The following is a 19,728-nucleotide window of genomic DNA, read 5'->3' on the forward strand; positions in this document are numbered from 1 at the left end:
GGACTCCGAAAGCGTTCAAATGGATTAAGCAATGGGAGGTTGAGAATGTTCTCACATTGCAACCTCCTCGACTAGCGTCGATTAAAAGCTTGCACCTGCTAGCGATTTACCATATTCGATTACACCATTTTGATACTTTACATATGACCTCGCGTTCATGCGTTTCGGCTTTGCAATAGGTATCACTTTGCTGTGAAAACCGAGTGAGACTGGCAAGTCAAAAGTTAGTTTGTTATCGGCCAAGGTGGGGAAATCGGCCAAAGTTTCGCCGTCATTATTGATGTAAGAATATACGATACCATATTCTGCAATTGGAAGTCCCCCTAAATCGGTCACATTCATTTTACCAAATAAGAATCCATTCAGAAAGACCGGCGACTCCGCTTCAATGACCGCCGTGTCATACCAAATATATTCCAACACGTTTCCATAGACAACCGTATCATCTTCCAGAATTGCAAACGCACGATAGTACATTTTCTCAAAACTGCTTACAGGTAGATTGCGCCCAGTCCGATAATTGTCGATTTGTCCGGGATTTGTCTCGGAAACAACTTTTGTGTCAGCGAGAGTTGGGATAGCATGAAACGATGGATTGTTCAAAAAACGAAGAGAATACACAATTCCAATCTCTTTTATCGACTTAGAACCAACCACTTCAAGCCTTGCACCAAAGATGTAGAAATTTTCAGGCTTATAATTTAATTGTGTTTCCAAGGTCGTTATTGTAGTCTCAACTTCCGGATCAGGTGGTATTACATGATCCGTACAACCAATACAACATAAAAAGACAAACGTGAGCATTCCGCAGTGTCGGAGAGATAATTGTTTCATGACAAAATTTCGTTTAATTGGAAGAGTTTCTCGATTATGCGGCAATTAAATACGGTTGCGCAATAATCCGATCACGACCTGCGCCTGTATTGAACTAACGGCAGCTAGTGAATTAACTACCGGGCGTCATCGCTTTTATCCGGTACTCCCGAACCTGGTCAAGCTAGATACGATTACTTCTTAGCATGTCCGATATATCTTCCGTAGTCGATTGCACCATCAGTATATTCGACGAAGCTTCGGACGTATATCTCATTGATGCTATTGTCCGCAAGGTTATCGAGAAGAAATCCTATACCGGCTCCGCCAACCGGGATCTTAACTTTTTCGTACGAAAATTTGATGGATTTGTCCGCAATAGTCGGGACTGACTTGATCGCCTGATTAGCCGCGGTATTGTAAGAATACACCACACCGAAATTCTTGATTGGTTTCTGCCCGAGATCCAGCAGAATCACGCCGGCATGATAGGGCTTGGCCAGCTTCGGAACACCCACAAATTCGAGTATCGCCCTTTCCGATTTATCTTGCTGATAAGATTTGACTTCGCCATACAATGTCGACCCATTGTTCAGCACCGCATACGCACGGTAATAAATCCGAAAAAAGCTTGTGGCTGGGGCTACCACGTCCTTGGTGTGAAGCGCATTAGATGGACTGTCGGTGAAGAGGATTTTTGACCAACCCAGCTCAGGTTTGTCTGTGAAGGCTGCCTTCAATACATCGTAATACTGAACGCTGTAAACTACGCCAAATTCTTTGATTGCCTCGGCCGTGAATTCATTCAAATTTACTGCGAAACGGAAGAGATCCGGGTTTATCACGGCCATATTGCCGGTCGTCACCTGAGGCGCATTGGTTTGCGGGCCATGATCGGTACAGCCGATGTAGAGCAAACCCATTAAAAAAAACACGAAATTAAGTCGGCAAGAACTCGTTCTCATAGCTGTGATGTGTTAGTGTTTTGTGATTAATATCACAATGATACACATGACAAATCAAGCCTGTAAGCAATAGATCTTGACGATGAACAAACGGCTAGCACTGTTTATCCCGTTACAAAATCAAGGGCCATTTCTATTTTGTAAACAGGTCAATACTGGATCTTAAATCGCGAAAGATCCGGCAGGAATTCCTTTTTCCTCTTTAACTCGTAATCATAGATCAGCTGCCCCAAATTTTTCATAAAAGGGTAGCAAACCTCTTTGTATTCATACCGATCGTCGTTGTAGACACCATCCTCATTGGACTGCACGACGGCGCTCAGCATAAATTCCACTCCGTTTTCAAAATCAACGATGTAAGCATTGTCTATAATGAAGCCGTAAGAATCGCCATATTTGTTGAATATCCGCATTCCGCGCTGTGGAGCGCGCTCCTTATCAGCACCATAGAAAAGAAATTTTGCATATAGCGGCCGGTATTCGACGGGATCATAATGTGGATAATCGCTTTCCGTCGGCAGCTTACTCATATAGGTGTAAATTAATTTATAGTCGTCTGCCGCGAGGTTGAAGCGCTCGTTAGCCGGAAAAGCCTCTGGGAAAAGTAGCTTTTTCATCACACGTTGCTGGTCAGTGAGGCTGAATGCATTTTTGTTAGCCATGTTGAAAGGCCTGTTCACGAGCCGATCGGAACTGTCCATATAGGCCCGCCCCATTAATGTGTTGGACAGGTTTAGCGGATAATTCTGCGGATCAAACTGCCCAGGCTGGCTGTAAAGTAGCTTTTGACCATCATAAAAACTGACCGGATTTGTGTGCCTGGAAGTTTCTTCGGTGTCCTTAACCGCATACCGGTTCAGTATCCTGCTGGTGGTAAGGCCGTGTTGCCGCAGCCGCTTGTTGATTTCCGCCCGGCCAACCCATTCGTAAAGGCGGTTGTAGGCATCATTGTCACTGACCAGCAGTATTTTTTTGATGTAATGCCCCAAAGAAGGCGATCCGCTGGCAGAAGTACTGTCTTTTTCCACCCGGGTTTGTTTGGTAAAATCAGCACCGGTTATCATCGTACTGGTGCGCGTCAGACCATTGATTTTGAGCTCATTCAATTTTTCCAGCGCAAAAATCACCGTAGGCAACTTCACCGTGCTCGCAGGGAAGAAGTAATGCAAATCGTCGAGGTTGTAGCTGTAACTTTTGAAATGCGGCACATTATTCCTGTCCCGGTCGATCTGCGTGTAAAGGATTTGAACCTGATTCTTTTGCGGATGACCCAGGATCTTGCGAAACAGGTCCGGACGGCTGCGAAGCAGGTTTTCGAGTAGCAGCGTGTCCGGTCTCTGAGCCATCGAGGCCAGGCTGATGGTGAGGAGTACGACCAGGATTAGTGATTTAGGCATATCTTTTGGAGATAATGTTTTAGTGCTGTGCATCGGGGAGCTGTTGGTCTGCGCCTCGATGTCCTGCTGCCGTCCGGTCGCACGCCCAGGGTTGAAACCCTTCCTCCTTTCTTCCCCTTATCTCTCTACTCGTCCCATTCGTCAAGGTACGAGCCTTCTTCCGTCTTGGTCGACTGTCTCACAGCTTCGTTGATTTCGTTCATTTCTGCGGGTGTAAGGTCTCGCCATTTGCCTGTGGGCAGGTCGTTGAGCGTTACATTCATGATCCGTACGCGTTTCAGTTTGGTTACATTGTAGCCCAGGTATTCGCACATACGCCGGATTTGGCGGTTGAGGCCCTGGGTCAAAATGATGGTAAATACGAAACTACTTTCTTTCCGTACAAAGCACTTTTTGGTGATAGTCCCTAAAACAGGTACACCTGAGGCCATCTTTTGCAAAAAATCGGGTGTAATCGGTTTGTTAACGGTTACCACATATTCTTTTTCATGATTATTTCCGGCGCGCAGGATTTTATTCACAATGTCGCCGTCGCTGGTCAGGAATATCAGTCCTTCCGAAGGCTTGTCGAGCCGGCCGATCGGAAAAATACGTTCCTTATGGCGGATGTAATCGATGATATTACCTTTGATGTGTCGCTCCGTTGTGCAGGTAATGCCTACCGGCTTGTTGAATGCGATGTATACGGCGGGCTTTTTGGCTTTCAGCGCTTTTCCGTCGACACGTACATCGTCGTCACTTGTCGCCTTGTCGCCCAAAACTACTTTCCGGCCATTAAGCGTAACACGGCCTTGCTCTACGAGCTTGTCGGCTTCCCTCCGCGAACAAAAACCGGTTTCACTGATAAACTTGTTGATCCTGACTGGGTCCAATGCTTTCTATCCTTTTTCCAATGCCTTACCCGACATTACTGGCCGCAAATTAATTGAAATCACAAAAAAAATAGGGTTAAATATAAAGATTCGGGCATTTTTGCCCTTTACCTCTCAATGCTAACTCTTTCCGATCACAAAATAGAACAAATTGCCGGTCTATGAAAAATCGCTTTTTACTGAGCCAATTATTTATTTGGATAACCATTCTGTCCTTGCACGCCCAGCCAGTGCGGCGGCCCGTTGAGGTAATCGTCACTGCCGACCGCGATGACTGGACTTACAAACCGGGCGATAAAGTACAATTTATCGTTAGTGTTCTCCGCAACGGCAACCCCGTCAAAAATGCGCAGGTCCGCTATGAAATTGGTTTGGAAAAACTCGACCCAACCGTTAAAGAAACCAAAACAGCCACTAATGGCGCATTAACGATTGATGGCGGCACCCTTAAAACCCCGGGATTCCTGCGCTGCATCGCCTGGGCGACCGTGGACGGTGTCGAATATCGTGGACTGGCCACTGCGGGCTTTGATCCATTAAAGATCCAGCCGACAGTGGCTAACCCGGAGGATTTCGACACATTCTGGGACAATGCGAAAAAGGAACTGGCTGCCGTTCCAATGGATGCCAAAATGACCCTTTTGCCCGAACGCTGCACTGAAAAAACCAATGTGTATCATCTGAACCTTCAAAATAACCGTCCTGGCGTACGCGTCTACGGCATTTTGAGTATCCCTAAGAAGGAAGGAAAATACCCTGCGCTTCTGCGCGTGCCGGGTGCTGGCGTACGCGCATATTATGGTGATGTGGTTACGGCTGATAAGGACATTATCACCCTCGAGATAGGTATCCACGGCATTCCGGTGATTATGGACCCATCGGTGTACCTCGACATGGGCCAGGGCGTCCTGAACGGATATCCAGCTTATAATTTAGACGATAAGGACAAATTTTATTACAAACACGTATACCTAGGCTGTGTTCGTGCAAACGATTTCCTCACCAGCCTGCCGCAATATGATGGTAAAAACCTGGCTGTCACTGGTGGAAGTCAGGGCGGTGCATTGTCTATTATCACAGCTGGTCTGGATCCGCGCGTGAAATGGCTGGGCGCATTTTATCCGGCATTAAGTGATGTAACGGGTTATCTGCATGGACGCGCGGGCGGATGGCCACATTATTTCGATAAAAACGGTGTCAAAACCAACAACACCAAAGAAAAGCTGAATACCGTTTCCTATTACGATGTCGTCAATTTCGCTAGACGTGTGAAAGCACCAGGGTTCTATATGTGGGGTTTTAATGACGAAACCTGCCCCCCCACTTCCATGTACGCGGCCTATAATGTGACTTCGGCTCCTAAAGAATTGAAGCTTTATCTGGACACAGGCCACTGGACCTACTCCGACGAACGTGACCTGATGAACAACTGGCTCATCGAAAAATTGAAAGGCAAATAATAAAATCAAGCAAACCGGAACAGACCTATATGGATCGCAGAACATTCATTGAAAAATCGACGTTGGCGGGGGCTGCATTCTCTTCGCTACCACTGCTTACTGCATTAAAACGCGCTGCACCTTACCGAACGGCATTGATCGGCGCGGGCTGGTGGGGTACGAACATCCTTCGTTGTGCAGTTCAGGCGGGGGAATCGAAACTTGTTGCATTGTGCGATGTCGATCAAAACCAGTTGAAAATTTGTGCGGACGTCTTTTCCAAACTCACCCCGGACAAACCGAAGCTATACAGCGACTACCGTGAAATGCTAGCCCAGGAAAAACCCGAGATCGTGATCGTGGCGACACCCGACCACTGGCATGCCTTATGCTGTATTGCGGCCATTGAAGCCGGTGCGCATGTGTATGTCGAAAAACCAATTTCCCATACTATCAAAGAAGGCCGCGCGATGGTGAATGCTACGCGCAAGCACGGGCGCATTGTGCAAGTAGGCACACACAGACGGGTGTCACCGCATAATGTATCCGGTATGGAATTCCTGAAATCAGGAAAAGCTGGTAAAATCGGGATGGCACGGGCATTTGTGCATTATGGTGGCGGACCTGGGCAGAAGACGCCTGATTCCGAACCGCCACAAGGTCTCGACTGGGACTTCTACTGCGGACCGGCCCAACTCGTTCCCTATAATAAGACAATCCATCCCAAAGGTTTTAGGGGGTATCTCAATTTTGCAAACGGCACATTAGGTGACTGGGGCATCCACTGGCTAGATCAGGTGCTCTGGTGGTCGGAACAGAAATACCCGAAAAAAGTCTACTCGACGGGGGGAAGGGCCATCCGGCAGGACAATACCGATGCACCCGACCATCAGGTGGCCGTTTATGATTTTGATGGGTTTACGCTTGAATGGGAACACCGCAATTTCGCGGCCAATAATGCCGAGAAGACACATCCCAACCAGGCAGTGGGCGTCTACTTCTACGGCACCGAAGGCACATTCCACATGGGCTGGCTTGATGGCTGGACATTTTACCCAACCAATCCTAACAAGCCGGTAATCCACCAGGATGCGCAGCTCAACAAACCCGATGATCAGAATATCCAGCAGCTTTGGGCCAATTTCCTCGAATCCATTAAAACCAATAAACCGCCGATCTCCGAAATAGAAGTGGGACAACGCTCCACAAACGTGGCGTTATTGGGGATGCTTTCCTACAAGCTCGGACGGAGCATCGTTTGGGACGGTGAAAAAGAAATTATTCCGGGCGACGACGAAGCTAACAAGCTCCTAAGCCGGAATTACCGCGGGGAATGGAAGTATCCGCAGGTGTAAATGTCAGATATTGTCAAGGATAGTCAGGCATTGTGGGGCAAATTATTGAAGTAGATTTAAATTCTCTACCTGATTAACCATGACAATACCTGACTACCCTTAACTACAAATGACCACTCCTGACGACAGCTGACCCGTCAATCGATTTTAACGACCTCTGCAGGAATCTTATACTGGTCCACGGCCTCACGGGCGAAGCGGACGTGCCCACGCGGGGCCATCAAATAAAGTTTTGCGCCTTTTGCACCAGCTAATTCGCTTAGTAGTTTCCATTTGGAAATATTACCGCGCATTTCGTCTGTCTTCACACACACTTCTAAATAATGGCGGTTGAACATATTTACGCCGGTTACGTCGGGTGTGAAACGGATATTGTCAGCCGCCCTTTCATATGACTTGGGTGTTTCATACCCTTCCATGTTTGCCTGGATTTCCTTAAACCCATGCGATTTTGCCCACTTTATTACCAGCGGGATAAATGCTTCCTTTTCCATATTATGCATGAATAATTTTTCCGACAGGATCTTCCAAACCGGAAATTTGTATAAAAATCAATCTTGACCGAGCAGAGGAGATGGGGCAGGAATGATAATCCCAGTGTAAGGGAAATTTCATCAAAGATAGCCTATTTTCCTCGAAAGACCTAGTTTCAGATTAATCTTCCCATTCATCCAGAAAATTATTGTATGCCGATACAAGTTCCCGGTGCGTTTTGGCATTCCCTTGCAGAAGCGCCAATTTCACCCCTTTCTGATAGATTTCCTCAGCCTTAGCCACATTTTCGATGCCAGCAAAAAATGCACCAGCATGGTAATAAGTCGGCAAATAATCGGAATGTTTTTCGAGAAGAATGTTAAAAAAACGCTGAGCTTCCTTCAAATCCGACTTGGTATACTCGATAGCCAGCGCATACGCATTGAACGGGTCGGCCGGATCCTCGTCATAGAATGCCTGTAAATTGGTGAGCAGGGTGTTATTCATCGATTTTATTATGCTTGCATACTGTTTACTTTTCCCTTAATTTGCCGGGCAAAGTTATTCTCTTCAAACGTAAAGAAAAGGAACCATACCATCATGAAAATACTCGTTTGTATAACCAATGTCCCCGATACAACAGCCAAAATAAGTTTCACCGACAACGACACCAAGCTCAATAAAAACGGAGTGCAGTTTATCATCGGCCCGTACGACGACTATGCGCTGGCCCGGGGGGTAGAGTTAAAAGAGCAACTGGGTGGTAGCCTCACCGTGCTGCATATAGGCGAGGCCGATGCCGAGCCACAAATCCGCAAGGCCTTGGCAATTGGCGCTGACGATGCAATCCGTGTAAATGCCGATCCGCAGGATTCCTATTTTGTCGCGACCCAAATCGCCCACATTGCCAGCCAAAACAGCTACGATCTCATTCTGATGGGCCGCGAGTCGATCGACTATAACAGCGGCGTAGTACATGGTCTGGTGGGCGAAATGCTGGGCGCCCCCTCCTACTCGCCGGTGATGAAGCTCGATCTCGACGGCAGCAATGCGACTATTACGCGGGAGATTGATGGGGGAAAAGAAGTGTTGAAGGCACCTCTTCCGCTCGTACTAGGCTGCCAGGAGCCAATTGCCGAATGGAAAATCCCGAATATGCGCGGTATTATGACAGCGCGAACCAAGCCGTTGAATGTGGTAGAGCCGATTTCTGTCGACGATGTGACCGTGCCTCAATCGTACAAACTGCCTGCACCGAAGGGTGCTTGTAAAATGATTCCCGCAAGTGAGGCGGAAACGCTCATCAGATTGCTGCAAACAGAAGCAAAGGTGCTTTAAAGCATTCCCTATTTTTTACTTACAAAAGAAAACAGTCATGTCAGTCCTTATATGTGTAGAACTCGATAACGGTTCGATCAAAAAAACTTCCCTGGAAGCCGTAGCTTATGGCGCGCAAGTGGCGGAAAAAACCGGTGGCCAGGCGGTGGTAATTGCATTTGGCAAGGCGGATCCTGCCGAATTGGTCAAGGCGGGGCAATATGGCGCCTCTAAAGTCCTTCATGCTGCCGATGCCAGATTGGAACACGAAAACAGCCTTGCCTACGCGGACGCGCTTGTACAGGCGGTGCAGCAGGAAAGCAGCAAGATCATAATCCTTTCCAAATCCGGCCTCGGCGACGCAATAGCCGCCCGTGCAGCTGCAAAATTGAAAGCAGGTATTGTCTCAGGTGTCACCGCATTGCCTGAAACTGATGGCGGTTTTAAGGTAACACGGGCTATTTTTACCGGAAAGGCCTTCGCCACGGCCGAAATCAGATCTGAGATCAAAGTTTTGGTCATCCGTAAAAATGCGATCGAAATTGATGAAACCAGCTTGTCTGGCGGTGATGCGACGGTTGAAGCATTCCAACCGACGCTTCGTGACAGCGATTTTACAGCCACCATCGTGAGCGTGGAAAAAGCTGATTCTGAGCTATCATTGACAGAAGCCGAAATCGTCGTTTCGGGCGGCCGGGGCATGAAAGGTCCCGAGCACTGGCAGCCGCTGATCGACCTTGCCAAGGCATTAGGGGCCGCAACAGGCTGTTCCAAGCCCGTGTCGGACCTCGACTGGCGCCCTCATCACGAACACATTGGTCAGACAGGCATCAAAGTCGCACCAAACCTGTACATTGCCTGTGGTATTTCCGGGGCTATTCAGCATTTGGCCGGTGTAAACGGTTCGAAATGCATTGTAGTAATCAACAAGGATCCCGAAGCCCCATTCTTTAAAGCGGCGGATTACGGGATCGTCGGCGACGTTTTCGAGATCCTGCCGAGATTAACCGAGGCAGCTAAAAGCCTTAAATAGTCTCGCAAAGGCTATCTTTTCATATTTAGTTAATAGGGGCGAACTCAAAAAGGAAGCTTAAAATCAGTTGATTAACCTCATCCGGTATTTCTTATAACAATCGTCACCCAATCTTAACCCTTACTGCATTTTTTTATGCAGTGAGGGTTATTTATTTTTGCAACTTTGATTTGCGCAATAGCGCTTATTAAACAGGAACACTTTAAAAGGTTTAAATGTTAACCGGTTGAAAATCAACATTCGTTAACATCTAAATTTGCCGAATTAACTGGCTTCCGTAGCCAGGAGAGATATTCACCACGACTGTTAACCATTTGCGCATTTAATTTACACGTGAAAAAAATCAAGTTAGAAATCCTGGGGCTCTCACCAAGCCAATCCCAAGCCGGTTCGTTTGCATTGGTACTTGGAGAAGAACTAGGCAACCGCAGGCTGCCTATTATCATCGGCGTATTCGAAGCGCAAGCCATTGCCGTCCAGATTGAAAACATAGTACCCAACCGCCCGATGACGCACGACCTTTTCAAGTCGTTCGCCGACGGCATGAATTATACATTAAAGGAAATCGTCATTTCCGACCTTAAAGAAGGCATTTTTTACGCCAAGATCATTTGCACCGACAATCTCCGCGAAGTAGAGATTGATGCCCGCCCATCGGATGCCATCGCAATCGGTTTGCGTTTTGACATACCTATTTACACCTACGAAACCATCTTATCGGAAGCCGGCATTGTTTCCAGCTCCGTGAGCGAGGAAGAAGATGAGGATGAAGACGCAGTTCGCGAAACCATCCGGCCTGCCGGATCAAAAGATTCCCTCCGCGACCTTAGTTTTGACGAGTTACAGCGCATGCTTGATGATGCCCTCACAAAAGAAGATTACGAAAAGGCCGCCAAGATCCGCGACGAAATGGGAAGAAGGAACTAATGCCTTCATGATCGTTAAAAATAGTTAAGGATTACACCAAGAAGGGCTGTTTTGAAATTTTAATCCTTATTTTTGCCCGAGTCGTTTTCCAGTAAACCGAACCAACGACGAGCGAAATCCTACGCTGTTATGCCTAAAAAAAAGAAGATCGGGAGTTATCCCAACGCGATGATCGTCATGAGCCTTACGGCTGCATTATTTCTGATCGGTTTTTGCGGACTCCTGGTGATACAATCCAAAAAGCTGGTATCCATCATCCGCCAGAACATCGAAGTAAGGGTGTTCATTAATAAAGAAGTCTCCAAGGCCGGGCAGGATTCGATACTCAATATCATTCAGGCAAAACCATTTGTCCTGAAATCCACTGATGTAAAGCCTATTACATTTGTCTCAAAAGAAGAAGCCGCCAAAGAATTCATTGAAGGCACTAAGGAAGATTTTGCGACGTTCCTCGGCGAAAATCCATTGCGCGACAGTTATCGTGTAAAAATCCAGGAAGATTATTTCGAAGAAGCAAAGCTGCAACAGATCAAGAAAGAGCTGGATCAGGTGAAGGGTGTATACGAGGTGGTGTACCAGGAAGATCTGGCCGATAACATCAACCGCAACGTAACTAAAATCTATGTTGTACTGGCAAGCTTCGCGTTGATCATGCTCGTGATCATTGTGCTGTTGGTCAATAACACCATCAAACTCGCGATCTACTCGCAACGCTTCCTGATCCGCAGTATGCAGCTCGTGGGCGCGACCAACGGCTTTATCCAGAAACCCTATGTGCTTCGCGGGGCCATTCAGGGCCTTGTGGGCGGGGTGTTGGCGGGTGCGCTGCTTGTAGGTCTGCAACAATTGGCAATCAGGAATGTAGAAGGACTAGCCATGTTGCAGGAATATGATAAGATCGTGATTCTGGTAGCGACTGTGTTAGGCTTAGGCATTGCAATCGGCGTTGCCAGCACTTACCAATCTCTTGCGCGTTATTTGCGCATGACTCTGGACGATCTGTACTGATACGTACTTCGCCATATCCCTCTTTCAGGCATTCAAAAGAATAGTAACCGATAAATAAACGTTATGAGTACTTCAAAAAATGAGCTTCCATTCTCATCATCCAACTATGTGATGATGCTGGTCGGCATCGCGGTAATCCTCGCAGGCTTTCTGATCATGACTTTCGACGGCGAAGAATTTGGCTTCGGCTTTCTTGGCCTTACCCTCGGCCCCATCGTAACTGTCGCGGGCTTCATCATCGAGTTTTGGGCGATCCTCCGTAAACCCACCCATTCATGAGCATCTGGCAAGCCATCATTTTAGCAATTGTTGAAGGAATTACTGAGTTTTTGCCCATCTCCTCTACCGGGCACATGATCATAGCCTCCTCGTTTATGGGGATCAGCCATCTGGAATTCACCAAAATGTTCACGGTCAATATCCAGTTTGGGGCTATACTTTCCGTACTCGTACTGTACTGGAAGCGCTTTTTTCAAACCACCGATTTTTATTTCAAACTTCTCGTGGCATTTCTGCCGGCAGCCGTTATCGGTTTCGTGTTGAACGACTTTATCGATGCATTGCTCGAAAACGTATGGGTAGTATCTATCTCGCTACTGCTCGGCGGCTTCGTACTGATCTTCATCGACCGCATTGCGAATGATACCGGCGAGAAGAAAATCACTTTTCCAACTGCGTTGAAAATAGGCTTTTTCCAATGTATTGCCATGATTCCGGGCGTTTCTCGTTCTGCATCTACCATCATCGGTGGTATGCTGAATGGGCTTTCCAGAAAACAGGCAGCCGAGTTTTCATTCTTCCTGGCGGTGCCTACCATGGCTGCTGCGGGCGGTTACAAGCTTTTGAAAACTTATGATACGATTCAAAAGGAGGATATCCAGACGCTGTTGATCGGTAATGCGGTTGCATTTGTCGTGGCAATGCTGGCGATTAAATTCTTCATCAGCTTTTTGACCAAATACGGTTTCAAAGTTTTTGGTTATTACCGCATCATCCTCGGCCTGATCCTGCTAGGTCTGCTGGCGTCGGGTTATCAGCTGGATGTTGTTTAAAAAGTTTGACCACCGACCGCTGACGGCCGACCGCTGACTAGCATATTCAATGATCCATCGTTCCATGGTTGGCCAAAGGCGACAAGCAATCGGCGGTCAGCAGTCGGCGGTCATCATTTTTAACATCCCCCAATTTGAAACAAGAAGAAAATATACCCGATGAAGGCGAGGTCATTCTGATCGATAAGCCTTTGACGTGGACTTCCTTTGACGTGGCTAACAAGCTCAAAAGGGCTTGCAAATTCAAGAAAATAGGCCATGCCGGTACATTGGATCCGCTTGCCACTGGCCTGCTGATCCTTTGTACCGGTAAAAAAACCAAGCAAATCGATAACTATCAGGCGCAGGAAAAAGAATATACCGGCACATTGGTACTTGGTAAAACAACGCCGTCCATCGATCTTGAAACCGATTTCGACGCCGAATATCCCATTGATCACATTACCGCTGAGGTGCTCGAAAATGCGCGGCTACAATTGAGCGGCCCCATCGAACAGGTTCCGCCTATTTTTTCGGCTGTAAAGATTGACGGCGTTCGGGCCTACAAGATCGCGCGGCGCGGGGACGAAGCCGAAATCAAGAAGCGGGCGGTTGAGATTAAGCTCTTTGAAATTGACGCTACCCATTTTCCTTCCATCGATTTTAGGATCATTTGCTCAAAAGGTACTTATATTCGCAGTATCGTTCGGGACTTCGGTGTGCTGGCGGGCAGCGGGGCGCATATGAGCAAGCTCTGTCGGACCAGGATCGGCGATTTCGAATTGAAAGATGCATGGCAGCTTACTGCTTTCATCCATCAGAAACGAGTAGCTTTGAATTTGGAAGTTGACGAATGAACATTTATCATAGCCTGGATTCCTTCCAAAAACTGGAATATGGCGTCGTAACCAGCGGTACTTTCGACGGGGTGCATCTGGGACATCAGAAAATACTGACCCGTCTTAAAGAAATTACAGCGCAATCGGGCGGCGAATCAGTGGTAATCACTTTCTGGCCGCATCCGCGAATGGTCGTATCCGAAGACAGCCAGGACCTGCAACTGCTTTCCACGATCGACGAGAAAATCGAATTATTTTCTAAACAGGGCATTCAGCATCTCGCGATCATTCCCTTTACCCGCTCTTTTTCGGAACTGACCTCCAACGAGTTTATCCAACAGATATTGGTTGAAAAGATCGGCACCAGGAAGCTGGTGATCGGTTACGACCACCGTTTTGGCCGCAACCGCGAGGGAAGTTTTGAGTTCTTGCAAAAAAACTGTTCGGAATACGGTTTTGAGGTAGAAGAAATCCCCAGGGAAGATATCGAACACACGGCGATCAGCTCCTCGCGCATTCGTAAGGCATTGATTACCGGGCATATCCAGGAGGCAAACGAACTACTCGGCCGCTCCTATTCATTGTCGGGAACTGTGGTAAAAGGGAAACAACTCGGCCGCACCATTGGCTTCCCGACCGCGAACCTGTACGTGCACGAATCTTACAAGCTTATTCCCATGAACGGCGTCTACGTAATCAACGCTATCTACGAGGGACATGTTTTTAAAGGAATGCTCAACATCGGCGTCCGCCCGACTGTCGACGGCACGTTGCGAACGATCGAAGCGCACTTATTCGACTTCGACAAAGAAATTTACGGTGAAGATCTCAAACTGGATTTACTTCATTACCTTCGTCCTGAACAGAAATTCAACGGGCTCGATATGCTCGTTAAACAGATCGAAATAGACAGGGAAAACACCATGGCCTATTTCGCCTGATCCCCCCCGAACTCATTTTATACTACTCATACAGTTTAATTGTGCGAAAGCGTGTCCCAACCGGCACGCTTTTATTACGTCTATACGTAAAACGCGCGGCAAACCTGCTTTCCTATGCAGGGCCTCTTACCATTCCCTTTTTACTTTATGAAACACTACGACGCTATTGTAATCGGTGCAGGCCAGGCAGGCACGCCGCTTTGCCGTAAACTGGCCGAATCAGGTTTAAAAACCGCATTAATTGAAAGAAGATGGGTCGGAGGGACCTGCGTGAACGACGGCTGCTCCCCTACCAAAGCGCTGATAGCTTCTGCAAAAGCCGCGTGGTCGGTGCGGCACAACGAAGTACTCGGCGTGAGCGTCGGTGGTATAACGATCGATTTCGACGAAATCCTAGAACGCAAAAACAACATTGTCAAAAAGATGCGCGGCAGTTCCGAGAAGCGCATCCTCGACACTCCGAACCTGGACTTGCTCTACGGCTCCGCGCGCTTTTCCGGCCCTAAAGAAATCACCGTGACATTAAACGATGGTGGTACCGATACTTTCAGCGCCGACAAATTCTTCATTAATACCGGCCTGCAACCCGTCATTCCCGACATTTCCGGTATCAAGGATATTCCGTATCTCACTTCCACGACCATTATGGAGCTCCCCGAGGTGCCAGAGCATTTGCTGATCCTCGGCAGCGGCTACATTGCGCTTGAATTCGGGCAAATGTTCGCGCGGTTCGGTAGCAAAGTAACATTAATCGAGCCTTCTGAGCGGATCTTAAAGAGAGAGGATGGAGACATAGCAGAAGAAATCGCGAAAATCCTCGCGCGGGAAGACATTGAAATACTCACTCATACGAAGGCTGTGCAATTCTCCAGAAACGGCGAAATAATTACCGTCGCGCTCGAAAGCAAGGGCATTAAAAGTCAGCGCTCGTGCACACACGTGCTGGTGGCCGCCGGCAGAAAGCCCCAAACTGGTAGTTTAGGCCTTGATATTGCAGGCATTGTCACCGACGAGAAGGGTCATATCAAAGTCAATGCGCGCCTTGAAACCTCGGCGGAAGGCATTTACGCGCTAGGCGATGTAAACGGCGGCCCCGCATTTACGCACGTTTCGTACGATGATTACCGCATTATCGTTCAGCAGGTTATTAAAAACAAGAATGCGAGCATTGAAGGCCGACTCGTTCCCTATTGCATATTTACCGACCCCCAACTGGGACGCATAGGCATTACCGAGCAGGAAGCGCGGGAAAAAGGGTTGGATATTAAGGTGGCAGTCTTAAAAAATGACAGCGTGGCCCGTTCCATTGAAACCGGCGATGAACGAGGGATGGTGAAAGCTGTTGTAGACGCAAAAACGGGCAAAATCCTTGGAGCCGCTGTGCTGGCCGAGCAAGGCGGCGAAATCGCCACTATTATGCAAATGGCCATGATCGGAGGCATTACCTACGAACAGATCATGAACGGCGTTTTCGCCCATCCAACTTATGCCGAGTCGCTGAACAACCTCTTCATGACGCTCGAATCGTAAGTCCGATTTTGTTTTTTCAATGTAAATGGATCGATTTTCGACCGATTTATGTAGAAAAGAAACATGCAAATCCCATTGCATACCTGAACCACGTACCTGTTCGCATACATCATGATCGTTGCCGACCACATCAGCAAACATTTCAATGGCATTGAGGCAGTCAGTGATGTATCCTTCCGGGTTGGCGCTGGTGAAACCATGGTACTGCTGGGCACGAGCGGTTGCGGCAAGACCACCACACTCAAAATGCTCAACCGTTTGATCGAAGCAACTTCGGGCAGCATTGAAATTCTTGGAAGAAGAATATCCGAAGAAAAACCGGAAATACTTCGCCGGTCGATCGGCTACGTATCCCAAAACAACGGGCTTTTTCCGCACTATACCGTTTCTGAAAACATAGCAGTCGTGCCCAAATTGCTTGGTTGGGCTGCAAATGACATTCAAGAACACACGGAACGCCTGCTCGAACAACTTAAATTACCAGAAAATTTCAGGCAAAAATACCCGAGCGAGCTTAGCGGCGGCCAGCAGCAGCGTGTGGCGATTGCCCGTGCGCTCATCGCCGATCCGCCCGTTCTGCTTCTTGATGAGCCTTTCGGCGCGCTAGACCCTGTGACACGTGCCAGCGTACGCAAGGATTTTGCAGAGTTACCGGCATTAAAACAAAAAACCATGGTGCTCGTCACGCACGATGTGCAGGAAGCACTCGAAATGGGCGACCATATCTGCCTGATGGATAAAGGACGGATAGTTCAGTCCGGTGCATCAGCCGATCTGCTATTTAAGCCTGCCAACGATTTCGTACGCTCCTTCTTCGATCAGCAGCGCTTTTTGCTTGAATTGAAAATTATTTCGCTCCGTTCGATATTTAATGTGTTACCAAATTCAAAAGCAACGTATCAATATTACTTGACCACAGAACAGAATCTTTGGGACGCATTGGAAATACTTTCCGTTCGACATTTAAATGAGGTTATCATTCGCAATGAAAAGGGAGAATCAAGATCGCTAGCCATGGCAGACATTCAACGCGCTTATCACCAGGCAAAACAACAAGGTTAATGGACGAACAACAGTCGTTATGGGCATTTATGACGCAGCAATCAGGTAAGCTGTGGAGCCAGACCGTGGCCCATATCGGCCTGACCTGCATTTCATTACTCATCGCGATTGCTGTCGGTTTACCTTTGGGAATTTGGATCGCACGGCGGAAGAAAGCGGCCTGGCTGGTACTGGGAGTCGCAGGTATACTGCAAACCATCCCGAGCATTGCGTTGCTGGGCTTTATGATCCCGCTGCTCGGCATCGGTGCATTGCCTGCGATCACTGCGTTGTTCCTTTATGCATTACTTCCCATTATCCGAAATACTTACACGGGTATTACGAACGTCGATCCGGCCATTACCGAGTCGGCACGCGGAATGGGGATGACTCCGTGGCAGATACTAGCCAGCGTGGAACTACCATTGGCGATGCCGGTGATCCTGGCAGGCATTCGCACGGCGACGGTCATTAATGTGGGTGTCGCAACGTTGGCGGCGTACATTGCGGCCGGCGGTCTGGGCGAGTTTATTTTCGGGGGCATTGCTTTAAATAATACACAAATGATCCTGGCAGGTGCCATTCCGGCTGCGCTACTTGCCGTAGTGCTCGACTTTCTGCTTTCACTCGTTCAAAAGACCGGGCTGCGCAAGATGCGCAAAGTGTCCGTCATTTTGCCCGTATTGCTGCTTCTACTTTCTTCTTTTTACCTCATCCCTTACACCAAAGGAAACTTGCTGGCTGGCTTTACACCCGAGTTTATGGGACGTGAAGATGGGTATCTCGGACTAAAAACAAAGTACGGGCTCGACATGCAGACGGTTGTTATCAGCGATGCCGTAATGTACAAGGCCGCATTTGAGAAGAAGCTGGATGTGATCAGCGGGTATAGCACAGACGGCCGATTGAAAGCATTCGATTTGATCACGCTCGACGACGATCAGTCTATTTTTCCACCCTATTACGCCGCGCCGGTAGTACGGACGGCCGTTTTAAACCAATATCCTGAATTACAGCCGGTCCTTGAAAAATTGACCGGGCATATCAACGATTCGGTGATGACGGAGCTTAATTATCGCGTCGACTATTTGAAGCAAGCGCCCGAGCGTGTCGCACATGACTTTTTGGTATCTAAAAAGCTTTTCCAAACGCCGCATTCGGGCAATAAGGGTAGGATCCGCCTCGGATCAAAGATTTTTGCAGAGCAGTACATTTTGATCCAGATGTACAAAGAGCTCATCGAAGGTAATACCGATCTGGCAGTAGACACCAAAACCGGTCTCGGCGGCACCAAGATCTGTTTCGATGCGCTGACCAATGGCGAGATCGATATGTATCCGGAATACACCGGAACGGGCCTGCTGGCGATTTTGAAAGCTGATCGGGCTACGCTTCAAAGCCTCGGCGGCGACCGTGAGAAGGTTTACAATTATGTCAAACAGGAATTTTTAAACCGTTACAAGCTGCAATGGCTCCGACCCATTGGTTTTAACAATGCTTATGCGCTGATGATGCGTCGGGCACAGGCACAATCATTGAATATCCATTCCATCACAGATCTAAAAAACCATGCAACTAATGGAAACCACCGGCATTAGGGAAGCATTTCACAATGTCAGAAAACATTCCGAACACATTTGCGCACCGCTCGAAACGGAAGATTACGTGCCCCAACCAGTAGCCTTTGTAAGCCCGCCTAAATGGCACCTCGCACATTCGACCTGGTTTTTTGAAACATTTATTCTTAAACCAAATGTACCCGGCTACCGGGTTTACGATCCCGACTTCAATTATTTGTTCAACAGCTACTACAACAATGTAGGGGAGCGAACGCTCCGCACCGATCGGGGGAATGTAACCCGCCCGACCACTAAGGCCGTATATGCTTACCGCGGGTATGTGGATGCACAAATGGATGCATTTCTGGAAGATCTCACCGATCCGGAACTCCTGGCCCTGATAGAACTTGGCTTGCATCATGAACAGCAACATCAGGAGCTGCTGATTACCGATATTAAATACATTTTAGGTCACAATCCGCTTTTTCCTGTTTATCGCAGCGGTCAGAACATGGTAGGCGACCACAACACTGAAACCGGCTCTCTGATCATTCCAGAAGGTATTTACGACATTGGACACCAAAGCGAGGGATTCTGTTTTGACAATGAACTCGGTCGTCACAAGGTATATTTACATGAATTTGAAATCAGCAAAACACTCGTTACTAATGCAGAATACCTGGAATTCATAGATGCAGGTGGTTACCAAGATTTCAACCTCTGGCTCGACGAAGGATGGTCTTGGGTAAATAGTAATGGCATTTCGTCACCGATGTACTGGCATCTGATTGACGGCACCTGGCATTACTTTACCCTGGGCGGTTTGCAAAAAATAGATCCAAATGCCATCCTAAGCCATATCAGCTTTTTCGAGGCGGCCGCATTTGCGCAATGGAAAGGCATGCGACTTCCAACCGAATTTGAATGGGAAATTGCCGCCACCAACCTCGACTGGGGCCAGCGCTGGGAGTGGACCAACAGCGCCTATCTGCCCTATCCCGGTTTCTCCAAAGCACCAGGGGCTGTTGGGGAATACAATGGCAAGTTTATGGTAAACCAGATGGTGCTTCGCGGTGCGTCGGTAGCAACATCGCCCGGCCACTCACGCAAAACCTATCGCAACTTTTTTCACACACACGAGTGCTGGCAGTACACAGGAATCCGGCTTGCGCGATAATCAATAAGTT

Annotated in this window: 20 protein-coding genes; 14 read left to right on the forward strand and 6 right to left on the reverse strand. The window is 48.0% G+C overall.

The annotated features are described in order from the left end of the window. Positions 1-81: 81 nt before the first annotated feature. The 4 genes from LZD49_RS06455 to rluF all read right to left on the reverse strand — a co-directional run bounded on the left by LZD49_RS06455 (position 82) and on the right by rluF (position 4,047). Positions 82-834 carry a hypothetical protein gene (locus tag LZD49_RS06455; RefSeq protein WP_234666495.1) on the reverse strand — a complete coding sequence of 251 codons (753 nt, stop codon included), beginning with the start codon at positions 832-834 and terminating at the stop codon, positions 82-84. 173 nt (positions 835-1,007) lie between these two features. Next, entirely contained in the window at positions 1,008-1,778 is a 771-nt protein-coding gene (locus LZD49_RS06460) for a hypothetical protein (protein WP_234666496.1), read from the reverse strand. 149 nt (positions 1,779-1,927) lie between these two features. Then, positions 1,928-3,175, reverse strand: coding sequence for a serine hydrolase (locus LZD49_RS06465; protein ID WP_234666497.1), 1,248 nt, complete (start codon positions 3,173-3,175; stop codon positions 1,928-1,930). Between the two features lie 125 nt (positions 3,176-3,300). After that, positions 3,301-4,047, reverse strand: a complete 747-nt coding sequence (gene rluF / locus LZD49_RS06470) for a 23S rRNA pseudouridine(2604) synthase RluF (protein ID WP_234666498.1) — start codon at positions 4,045-4,047, stop codon at positions 3,301-3,303. 161 nt (positions 4,048-4,208) lie between these two features. Between rluF and LZD49_RS06475 the strand changes: the two genes are divergently transcribed. Continuing rightward, positions 4,209-5,507 (forward strand): acetylxylan esterase, encoded by a 1,299-nt coding sequence (locus LZD49_RS06475; RefSeq protein WP_234666499.1) that lies wholly within the window; start codon positions 4,209-4,211, stop codon positions 5,505-5,507. Positions 5,508-5,536: 29 nt separating this feature from the next. Then, complete coding sequence (locus tag LZD49_RS06480; RefSeq protein ID WP_234666500.1) at positions 5,537-6,841, forward strand: Gfo/Idh/MocA family protein; 1,305 nt, start codon at positions 5,537-5,539, stop codon at positions 6,839-6,841. A 137-nt stretch (positions 6,842-6,978) separates the two neighbouring features. Here the strand turns inward: LZD49_RS06480 and LZD49_RS06485 are convergent, their stop codons facing one another. Then, the gene (locus LZD49_RS06485) at positions 6,979-7,335 is read right to left on the reverse strand and encodes a hypothetical protein (protein ID WP_234666501.1); all 357 of its coding nucleotides are present in this window, start codon (positions 7,333-7,335) and stop codon (positions 6,979-6,981) included. A gap of 160 nt (positions 7,336-7,495) precedes the next feature. Then, positions 7,496-7,822: a tetratricopeptide repeat protein gene (locus LZD49_RS06490; RefSeq protein ID WP_234666502.1), complete on the reverse strand. Its 327-nt coding sequence runs from the start codon at positions 7,820-7,822 to the stop codon at positions 7,496-7,498. A gap of 93 nt (positions 7,823-7,915) precedes the next feature. Between LZD49_RS06490 and LZD49_RS06495 the strand changes: the two genes are divergently transcribed. The 12 genes from LZD49_RS06495 (at position 7,916) to egtB (ending at position 19,718) form a co-directional block, all read left to right on the forward strand. Next, a complete protein-coding gene (locus LZD49_RS06495; RefSeq protein WP_234666503.1) occupies positions 7,916-8,653 on the forward strand; it encodes an electron transfer flavoprotein subunit beta/FixA family protein in 738 nt (245 codons plus the stop codon). Between the two features lie 37 nt (positions 8,654-8,690). Then, entirely contained in the window at positions 8,691-9,665 is a 975-nt protein-coding gene (locus tag LZD49_RS06500; protein WP_234666504.1) for an electron transfer flavoprotein subunit alpha/FixB family protein, read from the forward strand. A gap of 333 nt (positions 9,666-9,998) precedes the next feature. Then, the gene (locus LZD49_RS06505; RefSeq protein WP_234666505.1) at positions 9,999-10,592 is read left to right on the forward strand and encodes a bifunctional nuclease domain-containing protein; all 594 of its coding nucleotides are present in this window, start codon (positions 9,999-10,001) and stop codon (positions 10,590-10,592) included. A 129-nt stretch (positions 10,593-10,721) separates the two neighbouring features. After that, the gene (locus LZD49_RS06510; RefSeq protein ID WP_234666506.1) at positions 10,722-11,600 is read left to right on the forward strand and encodes an ABC transporter permease; all 879 of its coding nucleotides are present in this window, start codon (positions 10,722-10,724) and stop codon (positions 11,598-11,600) included. A 63-nt stretch (positions 11,601-11,663) separates the two neighbouring features. Next, on the forward strand, positions 11,664-11,879 hold the full coding sequence (locus tag LZD49_RS06515; protein WP_234666507.1) for a DUF3098 domain-containing protein: 216 nt from the start codon (positions 11,664-11,666) through the stop codon (positions 11,877-11,879). Beyond that, the gene (locus tag LZD49_RS06520) at positions 11,876-12,652 is read left to right on the forward strand and encodes an undecaprenyl-diphosphate phosphatase (protein ID WP_234666508.1); all 777 of its coding nucleotides are present in this window, start codon (positions 11,876-11,878) and stop codon (positions 12,650-12,652) included. The genes LZD49_RS06515 and LZD49_RS06520 overlap by 4 nt, the downstream gene beginning before the upstream one ends. Positions 12,653-12,786: 134 nt before the next feature. Then, positions 12,787-13,488 (forward strand): tRNA pseudouridine(55) synthase TruB, encoded by a 702-nt coding sequence (gene truB / locus LZD49_RS06525; protein ID WP_234666509.1) that lies wholly within the window; start codon positions 12,787-12,789, stop codon positions 13,486-13,488. Continuing rightward, positions 13,485-14,411, forward strand: a complete 927-nt coding sequence (locus tag LZD49_RS06530) for a bifunctional riboflavin kinase/FAD synthetase (protein ID WP_234666510.1) — start codon at positions 13,485-13,487, stop codon at positions 14,409-14,411. The genes truB and LZD49_RS06530 overlap by 4 nt, the downstream gene beginning before the upstream one ends. 147 nt (positions 14,412-14,558) lie before the next feature. Next, positions 14,559-15,941 carry a mercuric reductase gene (locus LZD49_RS06535; RefSeq protein WP_234666511.1) on the forward strand — a complete coding sequence of 461 codons (1,383 nt, stop codon included), beginning with the start codon at positions 14,559-14,561 and terminating at the stop codon, positions 15,939-15,941. A 111-nt stretch (positions 15,942-16,052) separates the two neighbouring features. Beyond that, positions 16,053-17,003, forward strand: a complete 951-nt coding sequence (locus LZD49_RS06540) for an ABC transporter ATP-binding protein (RefSeq protein ID WP_310590472.1) — start codon at positions 16,053-16,055, stop codon at positions 17,001-17,003. Continuing rightward, positions 17,003-18,580, forward strand: coding sequence for an ABC transporter permease/substrate-binding protein (locus tag LZD49_RS06545; protein ID WP_234666512.1), 1,578 nt, complete (start codon positions 17,003-17,005; stop codon positions 18,578-18,580). Before LZD49_RS06540 ends, LZD49_RS06545 begins: the two co-directional genes overlap by 1 nt. Beyond that, positions 18,561-19,718, forward strand: coding sequence for an ergothioneine biosynthesis protein EgtB (gene egtB / locus LZD49_RS06550; protein WP_234666513.1), 1,158 nt, complete (start codon positions 18,561-18,563; stop codon positions 19,716-19,718). The genes LZD49_RS06545 and egtB overlap by 20 nt, the downstream gene beginning before the upstream one ends. Positions 19,719-19,728 lie beyond the last annotated feature (10 nt).

This window comes from Dyadobacter sp. CY261, from assembly GCF_021440085.1.
Taxonomy (GTDB): domain Bacteria; phylum Bacteroidota; class Bacteroidia; order Cytophagales; family Spirosomataceae; genus Dyadobacter.

Bases quoted from the DNA above. Each gene is read 5' to 3' on its own strand.
- LZD49_RS06465 (WP_234666497.1), bottom strand. From the start codon at position 3,175: ATGCCTAAATCACTAATCCTGGTCGTACTCCTCACCATCAGCCTGGCC.
- LZD49_RS06520 (WP_234666508.1), top strand. From the start codon at position 11,876: ATGAGCATCTGGCAAGCCATCATTTTAGCAATTGTTGAAGGAATTACT.
- LZD49_RS06495 (WP_234666503.1), top strand. From the start codon at position 7,916: ATGAAAATACTCGTTTGTATAACCAATGTCCCCGATACAACAGCCAAA.
- egtB (WP_234666513.1), top strand. From the start codon at position 18,561: ATGGAAACCACCGGCATTAGGGAAGCATTTCACAATGTCAGAAAACAT.
- LZD49_RS06485 (WP_234666501.1), bottom strand. From the start codon at position 7,335: ATGGAAAAGGAAGCATTTATCCCGCTGGTAATAAAGTGGGCAAAATCG.
- LZD49_RS06480 (WP_234666500.1), top strand. From the start codon at position 5,537: ATGGATCGCAGAACATTCATTGAAAAATCGACGTTGGCGGGGGCTGCA.
- LZD49_RS06460 (WP_234666496.1), bottom strand. From the start codon at position 1,778: ATGAGAACGAGTTCTTGCCGACTTAATTTCGTGTTTTTTTTAATGGGT.
- LZD49_RS06530 (WP_234666510.1), top strand. From the start codon at position 13,485: ATGAACATTTATCATAGCCTGGATTCCTTCCAAAAACTGGAATATGGC.
- LZD49_RS06475 (WP_234666499.1), top strand. From the start codon at position 4,209: ATGAAAAATCGCTTTTTACTGAGCCAATTATTTATTTGGATAACCATT.
- LZD49_RS06515 (WP_234666507.1), top strand. From the start codon at position 11,664: ATGAGTACTTCAAAAAATGAGCTTCCATTCTCATCATCCAACTATGTG.
- LZD49_RS06455 (WP_234666495.1), bottom strand. From the start codon at position 834: ATGAAACAATTATCTCTCCGACACTGCGGAATGCTCACGTTTGTCTTT.
- LZD49_RS06490 (WP_234666502.1), bottom strand. From the start codon at position 7,822: ATGAATAACACCCTGCTCACCAATTTACAGGCATTCTATGACGAGGAT.
- LZD49_RS06545 (WP_234666512.1), top strand. From the start codon at position 17,003: ATGGACGAACAACAGTCGTTATGGGCATTTATGACGCAGCAATCAGGT.
- LZD49_RS06540 (WP_310590472.1), top strand. From the start codon at position 16,053: ATGATCGTTGCCGACCACATCAGCAAACATTTCAATGGCATTGAGGCA.
- LZD49_RS06510 (WP_234666506.1), top strand. From the start codon at position 10,722: ATGCCTAAAAAAAAGAAGATCGGGAGTTATCCCAACGCGATGATCGTC.
- LZD49_RS06500 (WP_234666504.1), top strand. From the start codon at position 8,691: ATGTCAGTCCTTATATGTGTAGAACTCGATAACGGTTCGATCAAAAAA.
- LZD49_RS06535 (WP_234666511.1), top strand. From the start codon at position 14,559: ATGAAACACTACGACGCTATTGTAATCGGTGCAGGCCAGGCAGGCACG.